This is a genomic window from Methylobacterium sp. XJLW (assembly GCF_003254375.1).
Classification (GTDB): Bacteria; Pseudomonadota; Alphaproteobacteria; order Rhizobiales; family Beijerinckiaceae; genus Methylobacterium; species Methylobacterium fujisawaense.
In genome coordinates this window covers 5,930,127-5,945,236 of sequence record NZ_CP016429.1, presented here as the reverse complement: position 1 = coordinate 5,945,236, position 15,110 = coordinate 5,930,127, and the positions used below count along the sequence as shown (strand labels likewise).

The following is a 15,110-nucleotide window of genomic DNA, read 5'->3' as shown; positions in this document are numbered from 1 at the left end:
CAGGTCAACGATGCTCGGCTCCTTCGCCAAGAAGATTTTCGGCTCCTCGAACGACCGCCGCGTCAAGGGCTATCGCCCGCGCGTGGCGCAGATCAATGCGCTGGAACCGGAGATCCAGGCCCTCTCCGACGAGGCCCTGCGCGCCCGCACCGATATGCTGAAGGCGGAACTCGCCAACGGCAAGAGCCTCGACGACATCCTCGTGCCGGCCTTCGCCACGGTGCGCGAGGCGGCCAAGCGCGTCTTCGGCCAGCGCCACTTCGACGTGCAGCTCATCGGCGGCATGGTGCTCCACGAGGGCGGCATCGCCGAGATGAAGACCGGCGAGGGCAAGACCCTGGTGGCGACGCTTCCGGTCTACCTGAACGCCCTGGAGGGCAAGGGCGTCCACGTCGTCACGGTGAACGACTACCTCGCCTCGCGCGACGCCGAGTGGATGGGGCAGGTCTACCGATTCCTGGGCCTCAGCGTCGGCACCATCGTGCACGGGCTCGACGATGCGCAGCGCAAGGAGGCGTATGCCTGCGACATCACCTACGGCACCAACAACGAGTACGGGTTCGACTACCTGCGCGACAACATGAAGTACGAGATGTCCCAGCTGGCGCAGCGGGGCCATAATTTCGCGATCGTCGACGAGGTGGATTCGATCCTGATCGACGAGGCGCGGACGCCGCTGATCATCTCGGGCCCGGTGGACGACCGTTCGGAACTCTACGTGGCGGTGGACGCGCTGATGCCGCGCCTGCGCAAGGAGTTCTACGACCTCGACGAGAAGCAGCGCACCGTCTCGCTCACCGAGGAGGGGAACGAGTTCATCGAGGAGGCGATGCGGGAGGCGGGCCTCCTCAAGGAGGGCGACCTCTACGACGCCCACAACGTCACGCTGGTCCACCACGTGAACCAGGCCCTGCGCGCCCACACGCTGTTCACCCGCGACAAGGACTACATCGTCAAGAACGACGAGGTGGTGATCATCGACGAGTTCACCGGCCGCATGATGCAGGGCCGGCGCTACTCGGAGGGCCTGCATCAGGCGCTGGAGGCGAAGGAGCGGGTCACGATCCAGCCCGAGAACCAGACGCTGGCCTCGATCACCTTCCAGAACTACTTCCGTCTGTACAAGAAGCTCGCCGGCATGACCGGCACCGCCTCCACCGAGGCCGACGAGTTCGCCGAGATCTACAAGCTCGACGTGGTCGACATCCCGACCAACAAGGAGGTCGAGCGCGTCGACGAAGACGACGAGGTCTACCGCACCGTCGCCGAGAAGTACGAAGGCATCATCGCCGAGATCGACAAGGCGCATACCCGCCACCAGCCGATCCTGGTCGGCACCGGCTCGATCGAGAAGTCGGAGCACCTCGCCGAGATGCTCAAGAAGGCCGGCTACACCCTGCTCGACTATTCCGACCCGAACGCGCTCACCGACGTCTACGCCGCCGCCCGTGAGGGCCGGGTGACCAAGCGGTTTGCCGTGTTGAATGCCCGCTTCCACGAGCAGGAGGCCTACATCGTGGCCGAGGCGGGTGTCCCCGGCGCGATCACCATCGCCACCAACATGGCGGGCCGCGGCACCGACATCAAACTCGGCGGCAATCTCGAGATGCGCATCGAGAAGGAGCTGGGCCACCTCGCGGACGGTCCGGAACGCGCGTCCGCCATCGAGGCGATCAAGGCGGAGATCGCCGAGAACCGCGCCAAGGTGTTGGCCTCGGGCGAGCCGGCCGATCCCGCGGCAGGGCGCAAGAAGGACCTGCCGGGCGGCCTCTACATCATCGGCACCGAGCGCCACGAATCGCGGCGCATCGACAACCAGCTCCGCGGCCGCTCCGGCCGCCAGGGCGATCCCGGCCGCTCGAAGTTCTACCTGTCGCTTCAGGACGACCTGATGCGCATCTTCGGCTCCGACCGCATGGACGGGATGCTGCAGAAGCTCGGCCTGGAGCAGGGCGAGGCGATCATCCACCCCTGGATCAACAAGGCCATCGAGAAGGCGCAGCAGAAGGTCGAGGCGCGCAACTTCGACATGCGCAAGAACGTGCTCAAGTACGACAACGTCATGAACGACCAGCGCAAGGTCGTCTTCGAGCAGCGCCGCGACTTCATGGGGCAGGAGAGCGTCCGCGAGACCGTGGACGAGATGCGTGAGGGCGTGATCGACGACCTCGTCGCCCGCCACATCCCGGAAAACGCCTATGCCGAGCAGTGGGACGTCGCCGGCCTGCGCGAGCAGGTGAAGGAGATCCTGAATCTCGACGTGCCGGTCGAGGACTGGGCCAAGGAAGAGGGCATCGCCGACGAGGAGATGCGCGAGCGGCTGATGAAGGCCGCCGAGACCGCCTATGCCGAGCGGACCGAGAAGAACGGCGCCGAGGTCACCGCCTATATCGAGAAGCAGGTCCTGCTCCAGACCCTGGACCACCTGTGGCGCGAGCACCTCGTGACGCTGGACCACCTCCGGCAGGTGATCGGCTGGCGCGGCTTCGCCCAGCGCGACCCGCTCAACGAATACAAGTCCGAGGCCTTCGATCTGTTCGGCGGTCTCGTGACCGCCCTCCGCGAGCAGGTGACCGCCCAGCTGTCGCGGGTGGAGATCATGTTCCAGGAACAGCAGGAGGGTGAATTCCCGACGGCGCCTCCGGAACTGCCGCCGATGTTCGCCCAGCATCTCGACCCGGTCACCGGCGAGAACGAGATGGACCATGCCGGCTTCGGCTCGGGCAGCGACGGCGGCGGGGGGCCGGCCTACGGCTACGCGGCGCAAGGCCTGGCGGCGGATGGGGCCGTGCTGGAGCGCGACCCGAACGACGCGAGCACCTGGGGCCGCGTCGGCCGCAACGAGCCCTGCCCCTGCGGTTCGGGCAAGAAATACAAGCACTGCCACGGCAGCCTCCAGGCCTGAGGCCGGGATGCCCGCGCGGGCGCTCTTCATCGCCGGGGCCGGAACCGAGATCGGCAAGACCTACGTCACCGCCGCCCTGACCCGCCGCCTGCGGGCGCAGGGCCGGGCGGTCCGGACCGTGAAGCCGCTCGCGAGCGGCGTCCCGTCCCTCGGTGATCCCGGCTTCATCGAGAGCGACACGGCCCGGCTCCTAGACGCGCAAGGCATCGCCCTCGACGCGGAGGCCGTGGAGTCCTGCTCGCCCTGGCGGTTCTCGGCGCCGCTCTCGCCCGATCAGGCGGCCGTGCTGGAGGGGCGGTCCCTGAACCTCACCGACCTCGTCGGCTGGTGCCGCGCAGAGATCGCCCGCACGGAGGGCACGCTGCTCATCGAGGGCGTCGGCGGCCTCATGAGTCCGGTCACCGCGGTTGCCACCGGCCTCGACTGGCTCCGGGCGCTCAACGTGCCGGCGCTGCTCGTCTCCGGGAGCTATCTCGGGGCGATCAGCCACGCGCTCACCGCCTGCGAGACCCTGCGCCTCCACGATGTGCCGTTGCGCGCCGTGGCGGTCAGCGAGAGCCCGGGTGCACCGGCCCCCGCCGCGACCGTCGCCGCCGCGATCGCCCGGCATGCCGGCGCCCCCGTGTTCTGCCTGCGCCGCGGCGAGACCTGCCCGGAGGATCTGGCCGGCCTGATCTGATCGCGGCCGGTGTCCGTTGCTGGACGGCGCGGCCGCAGCCGCTACCTTTATCGTTGCGGCATCACACCCGGCGCCGGAACGCGATGTCCGGACGTCGAGACCGGGTGGCCCTCGGGGAATCCTGCATTGAGCCAGACCCTTGCCCCGGCGGCGAAGACCCGGCCCGAGACCGGCACGACCGACGCGGATGCGGCGCGCGGCCGGCTCCGACCCGCCCTCGTCCTGGGCGCGCTGGGCGTCGTGTACGGCGACATCGGCACGAGCCCGCTCTACGCGTTCAAGGAGGCCGTGAAGGCGGCGACCGCCGGCGGGGCGTCGGTGCCGGCGGCGGCCACGGGGGCGGTGTCGCTGATCCTGTGGTCGCTGATCCTGATCGTGTCGCTGAAATACGCGGTGCTGATCCTGCGCGCCGACAACCGCGGCGAGGGCGGCATCGTCGCCATGCTGGCGCTGCTCGGCGCCCGGCAGGCCCGGCCGGGCACGGGGAGGGCGCTGCTTCTGGTGGTCGGTCTGGTGGGGGCGGCGCTGCTCTACGGCGACGGCGCGATCACCCCGGCAATCTCGGTCCTGTCGGCGATCGAGGGCGTGAAGGTCGATGCGCCGGCGCTCGGCCCGTACGTGGTGCCGATCACGCTCGTCATCCTCGTCGGGTTGTTCTTGGTCCAGCACAAGGGCGTGGCCGCCATCGGCCGCGTGTTCGGGCCCGTGATGCTCGTCTGGTTCGTGGTGCTGGGGCTGCTCGGGATCGCCGGCATCATCGCCAAGCCCGAGATCCTGGCGGCGGCCAACCCGTTACGGGCGGTGGACTTCCTGGTCCATGCCGGCTGGCATGTCAGCTTCCTGATGCTGGGCGCGGCCTTCCTGGCGGTGACCGGCGGCGAGGCGATGTATGCCGATCTCGGCCATTTCGGCGCCCTGCCGATCCGCATCGCATGGTTCGCGCTGGTGCTCCCGGCGCTCATGCTCAATTACTTCGGCCAGGGCGCCCTGCTGATCGCCGCGCCCGACGCCCTCGAGAACCCGTTCTTCCGCCTCTGCCCGGATTGGGGACACCTGCCGCTGGTCGCCCTGGCCACGATGGCGACCATCATCGCCTCGCAGGCGATCATCTCGGGCGTGTTCTCGCTGACCCAGCAATCGATCCAGCTCGGCTTCCTGCCGGCGATGCGCATCGTGCAGACGGCGCACGAGGAGCGCGGCCAGATCTACGTGCCGGCGGTGAACTGGCTGCTGGCCGCAGCGACCCTCACGGCGGTGGTGGTGTTCGGCTCCTCCGACGCCCTCGCCGGGGCCTACGGGATCGCGGTGTCGATGCTGATGGGCATCACCACGCTGCTCGCCGCGCTCATCGCGCTGCGCTGGGGCTACAATCCGATCCTGGTCTTCGCGGTCAACGGCGCCTTCCTCGCCCTCGACGCCGTGTTCTTCGCCGCCAACAGCGTGAAGCTGTTCGAGGGCGGCTGGTTTCCCCTCGTGCTCGCCGGTCTCGTCGCCCTGATGATGCTGACCTGGAAGAAGGGCAACGAGCTGGTCGAGGAGGCGCGGGCCGCCCTGCGCCTGCCGGAAGACGTATTCCTGACCGGCCTCCAGCACCGCGATCTTCTGCGCCTGCCGGGCACGGCCGCGTTCCTCTCGGCCGCGGAGCACGGGATCCCGCTGCACCTCTCGCGCTTCGTGGAGCGCAACCGCGCCCTGATGGAGCGGATCCTGATCATCACGGCGCTTTATGAGGAGACGCCCACCGTCCCACGGGATCAGCGCGCCCATGTGACGATCCTGGCGCCGGACTTCTACCGGGTGATCCTGCGCTACGGCTTCATGGAGGAGGCCTCGATCCCGGAAGGCCTCGCATGCGCGGTCGAATCCCGCCATCTGCCGCCGCACATCCTCGACGACATGACCATCTTCGTCGGACACGAGACGATCATCCCGCGGAACGACAAGCGGGGCATGGCGCCCTGGCGGGAGAACCTGTTCGCCTTCATGCAGCGCAATGCCGAGCGCACCGGCGCGTTCTTCGGCGTGCCGACCCGGCAGGTCGTGGAGGTCGGCACCGAGATCGAGATCTAGCCCGGCGCCCGAGACATTCCCGCCGCCCGGACAGTCACCGGCGCGACGCGCGGCAGCAGAGGCCGAGTCGTACCGAGAGATCGACGGACCGGCGGCCCGTCGATATCCACCGATCGGGCCCCGGGGATTGGCGCGACCGCCGTCCTGTGCTCCGCGCCGATCCGGACCTGCTTCCGGCATGCGTGCGCCGAAGCACGGAAACTTGAAGCCGCTCCGCCCCGCCGCGGGGAACCGGAGCCGTCCGCCGTCGTTCCGCCCCGACACAAGCGACGCGCCCCTTTTGGGCGCGCCCGATCGGAGAGACAGCATGAACAGGGATCATCTCGAAGGCGGCGTCCGCCATCTGCGCGGTCGGGTCAAGACGGCCGCGGGCGCGGTTCGCGGCCGGGCCGGCGACCAGTTCGAGGGCGCTTACGATCAGGCGGCCGGCGCCGCTCAGTACGCCTACGGCGAGGCCCGGGACACGGTGCGCGACCTGCGCCACGGGGGCGAGCACCTCGTCGAGGAGGGGCGCGCCCGGTTCCGTGAGGTCAGCGATCGCGGGCACGCCCTGGCCGACGAGGCGATCGAACGCGGTCATCATTACCGCGACCGCGCGGTGCGCCACGGCCGCAGCCTCGCGGCGCGTGCGGACGAGAACCGCGGCGCGACCCTCGCCCTCGTGGCCGCCGTGGCTTTCGGCCTCGGATGGCTGGCGCGGCCGAGCCGCTGAGCGGCCGCATCGACCCTGATCCGGAGCGGGGCGGGCACACGCGTGGCCGCCCCGCCGATCAGAACGCATAAAGACATCTTTATGTCTTGATTGCTTCGTAGGTCGCAGGATGGTAGGGGATTGCCCCGACCCGCAACGCGAACACGGAGCCATCGACTCATGGCCAAGGATTACATCGTCAAGGATATCGGGCTGGCCGATTACGGCCGGAAGGAAATCTCGATCGCCGAGACGGAGATGCCGGGCCTGATGGCGGTCCGCGAGGAGTACGGCGCGGCGCAGCCCCTGAAGGGCGCGAAGATCGCCGGCTCGCTCCACATGACGATCCAGACCGCCGTGCTGATCGAGACCCTGAAGGCGCTCGGCGCCGACATCCGCTGGGTCTCCTGCAACATCTACTCGACCCAGGATCACGCCGCCGCCGCGATCGCCGCCGCCGGCATCCCGGTCTTCGCCGTCAAGGGCGAGACCCTGGAGGAGTACTGGGACTACACCTCGCGCCTGTTCGACTGGCATGACGGCGGCATGCCGAACATGATCCTCGACGACGGCGGCGACGCGACCATGTTCGTCCATCTCGGCCTGCGCGCCGAGAACGGCGATACCGCCTTCCTCGACAAGCCGGAGAGCGAGGAGGAGGAGGTCTTCTTCGCGCTCCTCAAGCGGAAGCTCGCCGAGAAGCCGAAGGGCTGGTTCGCGGGCCTCGCCGACAGCATCAAGGGCGTCTCCGAGGAGACCACCACGGGCGTGCATCGCCTTTACGTGCTCGCCAAGGAAGGCAAGCTGCTCTTCCCGGCGATCAACGTGAACGACTCGGTCACCAAGTCGAAGTTCGACAACCTCTACGGCTGCAAGGAGTCGCTGGTCGACGGCATCCGTCGCGGCACCGACGTGATGATGGCCGGCAAGGTGGCCATGGTCGCGGGCTTCGGCGACGTTGGCAAGGGCTCGGCCGCCTCCCTGCGCAACGCCGGCTGCCGCGTGCTCGTGTCGGAGATCGACCCGATCTGCGCGCTTCAGGCTGCCATGGAGGGCTACGAGGTCGTGACCATGGAGGATGCGGCCCCGCGCGCCGACATCTTCGTCACCGCCACGGGCAACAAGGACATCATCACCATCGAGCACATGCGGGCGATGAAGGACCGGGCCATCGTCTGCAACATCGGCCACTTCGACAACGAGATCCAGGTCGCCGGCCTGAAGAACCTCAAGTGGTCGAACATCAAGCCGCAGGTGGACGAGATCACCTTCGCGGACGGCCACCGCATCATCCTCCTGTCGGAGGGGCGCCTGGTGAACCTCGGCAATGCCACCGGTCACCCGTCCTTCGTGATGTCGGCCTCGTTCACCAACCAGACGCTGGCCCAGATCGAGCTGTGGTCCAACCCGGGCAAGTACCAGAAGCAGGTCTACACCCTGCCGAAGACGCTCGACGAGAAGGTGGCGGCCCTGCACCTGGAGAAGATCGGCGTGAAGCTCTCGAAGCTCCGCCCCGATCAGGCGGCCTATATCGGCGTCGCCGAGAACGGCCCCTTCAAGTCCGAGCACTACCGCTACTGAGCCCGGCGTTCCGGGCGGCGCGCACGGCCCCGATCGCGGGCCGAGCGGCGCGCCGTCCGGTCCCGGCACGCGGCCAGTTCGGCAGGAATCCTGGAGGCCCGGCGCGCTGCGCCGGGCCTTCTCGTTTGTCAAGCACTCGATGCCGATTCGAACTGTGTCTTCTGTGTGTCGTTAACGAGTGATTATGCCGACATCGTCAAAGGCCACGCTTCGTTCCCCTTCCGGGTCGAATCCGCCCCACTGTAGAGTGTGGGCGAATCTTAGATCGGCGGGGCTGCGGCGGTTCGGGAGAATCACTGCAGGAACGGTGCGTTCCGCGCCGCGCGGTGACGCGCGCCGGCCGGACCGCCATCGGGCGCGAGGGCGGGGCGAAGCATGGGTGTCGGTCGTGCGACGCACGTTCGGATCGGCGTGGGCGCACTTGCCCTGATGACGGCGAGCGCGGCGCTCGCCGAGCTGCCGGAGGCCGCCGCGGCACATCCCGCGCGGGAGATCCACAGCGTGGCCGCCCTGGCGATCCTGGGCGGCCTCGTAGCTTTCGCGGTGATCCTGTCGCTCCTCCACCTGTACGAGCGCGGGCGGTGGACCCGTCGCGAGCGCGAACTCGCCGCGACCCTCGATGTCCTGCGCGGCGCCCACGACCGGGCCGAGATGCTCCTCAACGCCGAGCGCCAGATCATCGTGACCTGGGATCAGCGCAGCGAACCGGTGGTGGAGGGCGACATCAGCCTTGCGATCCACGGCGAACGGCCGGCCTCGGGCTATGCCCGCCGGGTGCTGGCCTTCGGGACCTGGCTCGTCGCCGCCGACGCGACCGCAGTCGAGGCCGCCGTGGAAACCCTGCGGACGCGGGGCACGAGCTTCGCGCTGAGCCTGCGCAGTCAGACCGGCCGGAACATCGAGGCTCACGGGCAGGCCGTGGCGGGACGGGCGCTCCTGCGCCTGCGCGAGACCAGCCAGGAGCGCTGCGAGATCGCCGACCTGCGGGCGACCCTGGACGAGACCCGCCGGGGGCTGTCGGCCCTGTCGGGTCTCCTCGACGCGATCCCGCAGCCGGTCTGGCGGCGCAACCGGGACGGCGGCCTGAGCTGGGTCAACGCCGCCTACGTGGCGGCGGTCGAGGCGGAGAGCCGCGAGGCGGCCCTCGATGCCGGCCTGGAGCTGTTCGACCGGCCGGCGCGGGAGACCATCGCCCGCGAGGAGGCGGCCCGCTTCGCCGGCCTGACCCGAAGCGTTCCGCGCCTCTCGGCCATCGTGGCCGGCAACCGGCGCATGCTCGACGTGTTCGAGACGGGCCTCGAGACCGGCCGGGTCGGCATCGCCATCGACGTGTCGGAACTCGAGAGCGTGCGCGCCGACCTGCAGCGGCAGATGAACGCCAACGTCCGCACCCTCGACCAGCTGCCGACCGCCGTGGCGATGTTCGACGTCTCGCAGCGCCTGATCTTCCACAACGCCGCCTACCGTCAGCTCTGGGACCTCGATCAGGCCTTCCTGGACGGCCGCCCGTCGGACGGCGAGATCCTCGATCACCTCAGGGCAGAGCGGAAGCTCGAGGAGCATGCGGATTTCCGCGGCTGGAAGCAGGGCGTGCTGTCCGCCTACCGGGCCGCGGAGGCGAACCAGACGTGGTGGTACCTGCCCGACGGCCGGACGCTGCGCGTCGTCGCAGATCCCAACCCGCAGGGCGGCCTGACCTATCTGTTCGACGACGTCTCGGATCGCCTGAACGCCGAGTCGCGCTACAACGCCCTCCGGCGGCTGCAGGCCGAGACCCTGGACACGCTGGCCGAGCCGGTGGCCGTGTTCGGCGCGGACGGGCGCCTGACCCTCGCCAACCGGGCCTTCTGCACCGTGTGGCGGCTCGACCCGGCCATGGTCGAGGACCGCCCGCACGTGGACGCCGTCATCGCCGCCTGCCGCACCCTGGCGCCCGCCGAGGAGCCGTGGCTCGACATCCGGGATGCGGTGGTCGGCCTCGAGTCGCGCACCGCCCGCGCGTGCCGGCTTGAGGTGGTGGACGGCACCGTCCTCGACTGCGCGGCGCAGCCGCTCCCGGAGGGCGCGACGCTCCTCACCCTGATCGACGTCACGGCGAGCGTGAACGTCGAGCGGGCCCTCACCGAGAAGAACGACGCCCTGGAGAAGGCCGCGCAGCTGCGCGACACCTTCGTGCACCACGTCTCCTACGAGTTGCGCTCGCCGCTCACCAACATCATCGGCTTCACCCAGCTCCTGGGCGACGAGACCGTGGGCGCGCTCAACGAGCGGCAGCGCGAATATGCCGACCACATCATGCGCTCCTCGGCGGCGCTGCTCGTCATCATCAACGACATCCTCGACCTCGCCTCGATCGATGCCGGCTCGCTGGAGCTGCAGCGGGAGGATGTCGATGTCCAGGCGACGATCGAGGCCGCAGTGCGCGGCATCGAGGACCGGCTGGCGGAATCGCACATCACCCTGGCGCTCGACGTGCCGGAGGATATCGGCAGTGTCCATGCGGACGGGAAGCGGGTCCGCCAGATCCTGTTCAACCTGCTGTCCAACGCCGTCGGCTTCTCGGATGCGGGCCAGCGCGTCGAGGTCCATGCCCGCCGCACCGCGCAGGAACTTCTCCTCAGCGTCCGGGACCACGGCCGCGGCATGCCGCCCGAGATCGCCGATTCGGTGTTCAACCGCTTCGAGAGCCACACCCTCGGCACCCGCCATCGCGGTGTCGGTCTCGGCCTGTCGATCGTCCGATCCTTCGTCGAGCTGCATGGCGGCCGGGTCCTGCTGGAGACCGCTCCGGGGAACGGCACCCGCGTGACCTGCACCTTCCCCACCGATCTCGCGGGGCAGCCCCGGCGCGAGCCGCTCCCCGAATCGCGCCCCCCGGTCCCGCCACAGGCGCCGCCGCGCAAGCCCGGCCTGAGCGTGGCCTCGAGCCGGCTCGAGGCTGCGACATCCGACCGGCGCACGTCGCCGTAGCGCTTGCTTCTTCCGGCGGTCCCGCGCAGCAGGAAGCATGTCCGCACACGATCGTTCCGGCTGGGCCGTCTTCGGCATCGGCGATTTCCGCCTGTTCGGCGCGGCCCGTTTCCTGACGGGCCTCGCCTATCAGATGCAGGCCGTGGCGATCGGCTGGTTCGTCTACGATGTGACCCATTCCGCCCTGGCGCTGGGCCTCGTGGGCCTCGCGGGCTTCCTGCCAGCGGTGCTCTGCGCGCTGATCACCGGCCATGTCGCGGATGCCTACGATCGCCGCCTCGTCGGCGCCGCCGCCTTCGCCCTCCAAAGTCTGGCGAGCTTCGGCCTCCTCGCCTGCGCGCTCTCAGGCGTGCACGCCGTCTGGCCCATCTACGCTCTCGTCATCCTCGTGGGCACCGCCAGGGCCTTCGCCAACCCGGCCCTCCAGGCGCTGCTGCCGACCCTGGTGCCGGGACCGCTTTTCAGCTCGGCCATCGCGTGGAACGCGTCCCTGTGGCAGAGCGCCTCCGTGATGGGACCGGCTTTGGGCGGCTTCCTCTACGCCCTCGGGCCCGCCGTGGTGTTCGGCGGGGCCGGGGCCAGCTTTGCCGTGGCCAGCGTCCTGACCCTGCTGATCCGCTTCCGGCCGGCGGCGGTGAGCGAGCGGCCGCCGATCACCTGGGCGGCCCTCTCGGCCGGCATCGCCTACATCCGCTCGCAGCCCGTTGTGCTCGGGGCGATCAGCCTCGACCTGTTCACCGTGCTGCTTGGCGGCGCCACGGCGCTGCTGCCGATCTATGCCGACGAGGTGCTGCATGTCGGCCCACTCGGGCTCGGGGCGCTCCGGAGCATGCCGGCCTTCGGCGCGGTCGCCATGGCGGTGCTGCTGGCGAATTACCCCCTGCGGCGCCATGCCGGGCTGCGCATGCTCCGGGCCGCCGCCGTGTTCGGCGCCGCCACGGTCGCCTTCGGGCTCTCGACGTCGCTGCCGCTTTCGATGGCCTGCCTGTTCGTCACGGGCGCCGCCGACATGATCTCGGTCTACGTGCGCCAGACCTTCGTGCAGGGGGAGACGCCGGACGCCATGCGCGGCCGCGTCTCGGCGGTGAACACGGTCTTCATCGGGGCTTCGAACGAACTCGGCGAGTTCGAATCCGGGCTGCTGGCCGCCGCCATCGGGGCGGTCCCGGCGGTGGTGGTCGGGGGCGCCGCGACGATCGGCGTGGCGCTGCTCTGGGGCCGGCTGTTCCCGGCCCTCAAGGCGCGCGACCGGCTGATGGTGCAGGGGTGACGAGATCGGGACGCGGCCGGAGATGCCTCAGCGTCGTCCGCGATGGCCCGCGTCGCCGCCGTGTTCGCGCGCCGAGCGCAGCGATCCAGGCCGGCGCCACGCATGCGGACCTGACGCGGCCCTGGGTCACCGCACGGCACGCGCGATGACGGGCGGAGCCGCGGCGTCCGACAACACCGGACGCCGCGGATCGGGAGAGGTGGCTGCCGCTCAGCGGCCCGCCAGCAGCGGCGACCATGTGGGATCCGACGCGTAGGCGGGCGTCGGGACCGGCTGCTCGACCTTGCCGGTGATGTCGACCATGAACAGCTTGCCGCCGCCCTGACCGCCCGGATCGCGGAAGAACAGCACGTACTGGCCGTTCGGCGCGAAGGTCGGGCCCTCGTTGTGGAAGCCCTCGGTGAGGACGCGCTCGCCGGACCCGTCGGGCTTCGCCACGCAGATGGCGAACCCGCCGTTGCGCTGCCGGGTATAGGCGATCAGGTCGCCCCGGGGCGACCAAGCCGGCTGGGAGGCCGAGCCGGCGCCGAAGGTGATGCGGTGCGGGTTCGAGCCGTCCGCCCCCATCACGTAGACCTGCTGCGAGCCGCCGCGGTCGGACTCGAAGGCGATCTGCGCGCCATCCGGCGAGTAGGTCGGCGAGGTATCGATCGCCATGCCGTTGGTGATCGACCGCTGGGCCTTCGAGGCGATGTCCATGGTCACGATGTCGGCGTTGCCGCCCTGCTGGACGCTCATCACGATCTTACGCCCGTCCGGGGAGAAGCGCGGGCTCGCGCTCATCGAGTCGACATTGCCGAGCGCCTGGCGCGATCCGGTCTCCAGGTTGATGACCTGGACCCGCGGCTGGTGGCCGGTGGCCTGCGCCATGAAGGCGATGTCCTGCGTGGCCGGCGAGTAGCGCGGCGCCACGATCGACATCTCGCCGGTGGTGATGGCCCGGACGTTGGCGCCGTCCTGGTCCATGACCATCAGGCGCTTCCGGCGATTCTCCTTCGGACCGGTCTCGTCCACGAAGGCGATGCGGCTGTCGAACCAGGGGCCGAGGCCGGTGATCTTTGTGTAGACCGCATCGGAGATCAGGTGGCCGGTGCGCCGGACGTTGGCGGCGTCCGTGCCGTATTGCTGGCCGGTCATCTGCTGGCCGGAGGTCACGTCCCAGAGCCGGAACTCGACCTTGACCCGGCCGGCCTCTCGGACGACGCGGCCGGTGACGAGCCCCTGGACGCCGGTGGCGCGCCACTTCTCGAAATTCGGAGCGGCATCGAAGTTCGGCTGCTCCGGGAAGCGGGCGTGTTCGAGGGGCGTGAAATAGCCGGAGCGGCGCAGGTTGTTGGTGACCACGCCGGAGACGAGGCCGCCGAGGCTCGGGTCGCCGCCGAAATCCGCGATGGCGATGGGCATCGGCTGGAAGTTGCCGCCGCCGATGCGCAGCTGCAGCTGCGCCTGGGCGGGCCCCGCCAGGAAGCCCGTCAGCATCACGAGAAGCGCGATCAGGCGCGCGGCGTAGGACGTCGGGAGACGCCCGACGAAGGGGAGGTGCAGCATGATGGGTCGGATCCGAGTGACGATCAGACGAGGACGCGGGGACGGCGGTACGCGGGCTGGAAGACCTCAGGTCGCCGTGAACTCGAACTCCGCGTTGATGGCCTTCCAGTCGTTGTAATACGGCGCATAGGTGGCCGGAATGTTGTACGGCGCGCAACGGCGGACCGCCCGGAGCGCGGCCTGTGCGATCGACTGATCCACCGCGCTCGACCCGCCGCGCATGATCCGCGGCTCGGTGCTGAGCGAGCCGTTCGGGTTCAGGCGGATGTCGAGCACCGGCAGGACCACGCCCTGGGCCGCGCCGGGAGGCGCCGAGTAGCAGCGCTCGATCTGCTGCTGGAGCAGGCCGACCAGGGCGTCGCGCAGCGACGGGGACAGACGCTGCGCCGTGCCGGTCGCGGCGCCCAGCGCCGCCACCTTCTGGACCGTGTGGCCGGTGGCGCCGGTCGATTGCGACGGCGCCTTCGAAGCCAGCATCGAACGGATATCGCCCGCATTGAACTTGTCGGCGAGTTCGGCCTGCTTGCGCGCCTTGGCCTCGGCGTCGGCCTTCGCCTTCGCATCCGCCATGGCCTTCGCCTTCGCTTTGGCAGCAGCCTCCGCCTTGGCCTTCGCGGCGGCTTCCGCCTTCTCGCGCTCCGCTTCGGCCTTGGCCTCGGCGATCTCCTTCTGGCGCTCGGCCTCCGCCTCGGCCTTCGCCTTGGCGTCCGCGGCCTTCTTGGCGGCTTCCTTCGCGGCTTCCTTGGCCGCTTCGGCCTTGGCGGCGGCCTCGGCCTTGGCCTTCGCGGCGGCCTTCTGCGCGGCGGCCTCGGCTTCGGCCTCCTGCTTCTCGATCAGCTTCTCGAGCTGTTCGCGCTTCTCGGCTTCGGCCTTGGCAGCGGCGGCCTCGGACTTGGCCTTCGCCTCGGCCTTGGCGGCCTTGTCGGCCGCAGCCTTCTCCGCGGCGGCCTTCTCCGCAGCCTTCTCCGCAGCCTTGGCGGCCGCCTTCTCGGCGTCGCGCTTCTCCTGCGCCGCCTTCGCGGCCTGAGCCGCCTCCTGCGGATCCGGCTCGCCGCGGAGCGGCATCTCCTCCGCGTTGGCGAGCTTCATCTCGGCGGTGCGGGTGGGGGCGGTGGGGGCGTCGGTCTTGGCGTTCTCGGGCTCGCGATCCTCGAACTTCTCGGCCTTGCGGTCCGCCCGCGACGTCGCGTTCGGCATCGGCTTGTCGGCCTGCCGCTCACCCTTGGTGATCTCGGAGAACTGGTTCTCGGTGATCACCTCGACGGGCACGCCCTCCTGGGCCTCCGGCAGGGCCGGGGCCGCAACGCTGACGAGCGCCAGCGCGAGCAGCGCGACATGGGTGCCGGCGGAGATCCAGACACCCGGTTCCTTGCGGTCGAAGCGGAACTCCACGGGA

Annotated in this window: 9 protein-coding genes; 7 read left to right on the top strand and 2 right to left on the bottom strand. The window is 69.9% G+C overall.

Annotated elements, in window-relative coordinates; all coding sequences use genetic code 11:
• Positions 1 to 10 precede the first annotated feature (10 nt).
• The 7 genes from secA (at position 11) to A3862_RS27355 (ending at position 12,166) form a co-directional block, all read left to right on the top strand.
• Positions 11 to 2,905, top strand: a complete 2,895-nt coding sequence (gene secA, locus A3862_RS27385; protein WP_053609938.1) for a preprotein translocase subunit SecA — start codon at positions 11 to 13, stop codon at positions 2,903 to 2,905.
• Positions 2,906 to 2,912: 7 nt separating this feature from the next.
• Positions 2,913 to 3,584, top strand: coding sequence for a dethiobiotin synthase (bioD, locus tag A3862_RS27380; RefSeq protein ID WP_111474135.1), 672 nt, complete (start codon positions 2,913 to 2,915; stop codon positions 3,582 to 3,584).
• A 126-nt stretch (positions 3,585 to 3,710) separates the two neighbouring features.
• Positions 3,711 to 5,654 carry a potassium transporter Kup gene (locus A3862_RS27375; protein WP_111474134.1) on the top strand — a complete coding sequence of 648 codons (1,944 nt, stop codon included), beginning with the start codon at positions 3,711 to 3,713 and terminating at the stop codon, positions 5,652 to 5,654.
• A 307-nt stretch (positions 5,655 to 5,961) separates the two neighbouring features.
• The gene (locus A3862_RS27370) at positions 5,962 to 6,366 is read left to right on the top strand and encodes a hypothetical protein (protein WP_043755840.1); all 405 of its coding nucleotides are present in this window, start codon (positions 5,962 to 5,964) and stop codon (positions 6,364 to 6,366) included.
• Positions 6,367 to 6,525: 159 nt separating this feature from the next.
• On the top strand, positions 6,526 to 7,926 hold the full coding sequence (gene ahcY / locus A3862_RS27365) for an adenosylhomocysteinase (RefSeq protein WP_043353165.1): 1,401 nt from the start codon (positions 6,526 to 6,528) through the stop codon (positions 7,924 to 7,926).
• Between the two features lie 375 nt (positions 7,927 to 8,301).
• Positions 8,302 to 10,896 (top strand): sensor histidine kinase, encoded by a 2,595-nt coding sequence (locus A3862_RS27360; RefSeq protein WP_111474133.1) that lies wholly within the window; start codon positions 8,302 to 8,304, stop codon positions 10,894 to 10,896.
• 37 nt (positions 10,897 to 10,933) lie between these two features.
• Complete coding sequence (locus tag A3862_RS27355) at positions 10,934 to 12,166, top strand: MFS transporter (RefSeq protein WP_043387950.1); 1,233 nt, start codon at positions 10,934 to 10,936, stop codon at positions 12,164 to 12,166.
• A gap of 210 nt (positions 12,167 to 12,376) precedes the next feature.
• Here A3862_RS27355 and tolB read toward each other — a convergent pair whose 3' ends face one another.
• Both tolB and tolA read right to left on the bottom strand, forming a co-directional pair.
• Positions 12,377 to 13,714, bottom strand: coding sequence for a Tol-Pal system beta propeller repeat protein TolB (gene tolB, locus A3862_RS27350; RefSeq protein WP_043387949.1), 1,338 nt, complete (start codon positions 13,712 to 13,714; stop codon positions 12,377 to 12,379).
• 66 nt (positions 13,715 to 13,780) lie between these two features.
• Complete coding sequence (gene tolA / locus A3862_RS27345) at positions 13,781 to 15,106, bottom strand: cell envelope integrity protein TolA (protein ID WP_043387948.1); 1,326 nt, start codon at positions 15,104 to 15,106, stop codon at positions 13,781 to 13,783.
• Positions 15,107 to 15,110: the final 4 nt, after the last annotated feature.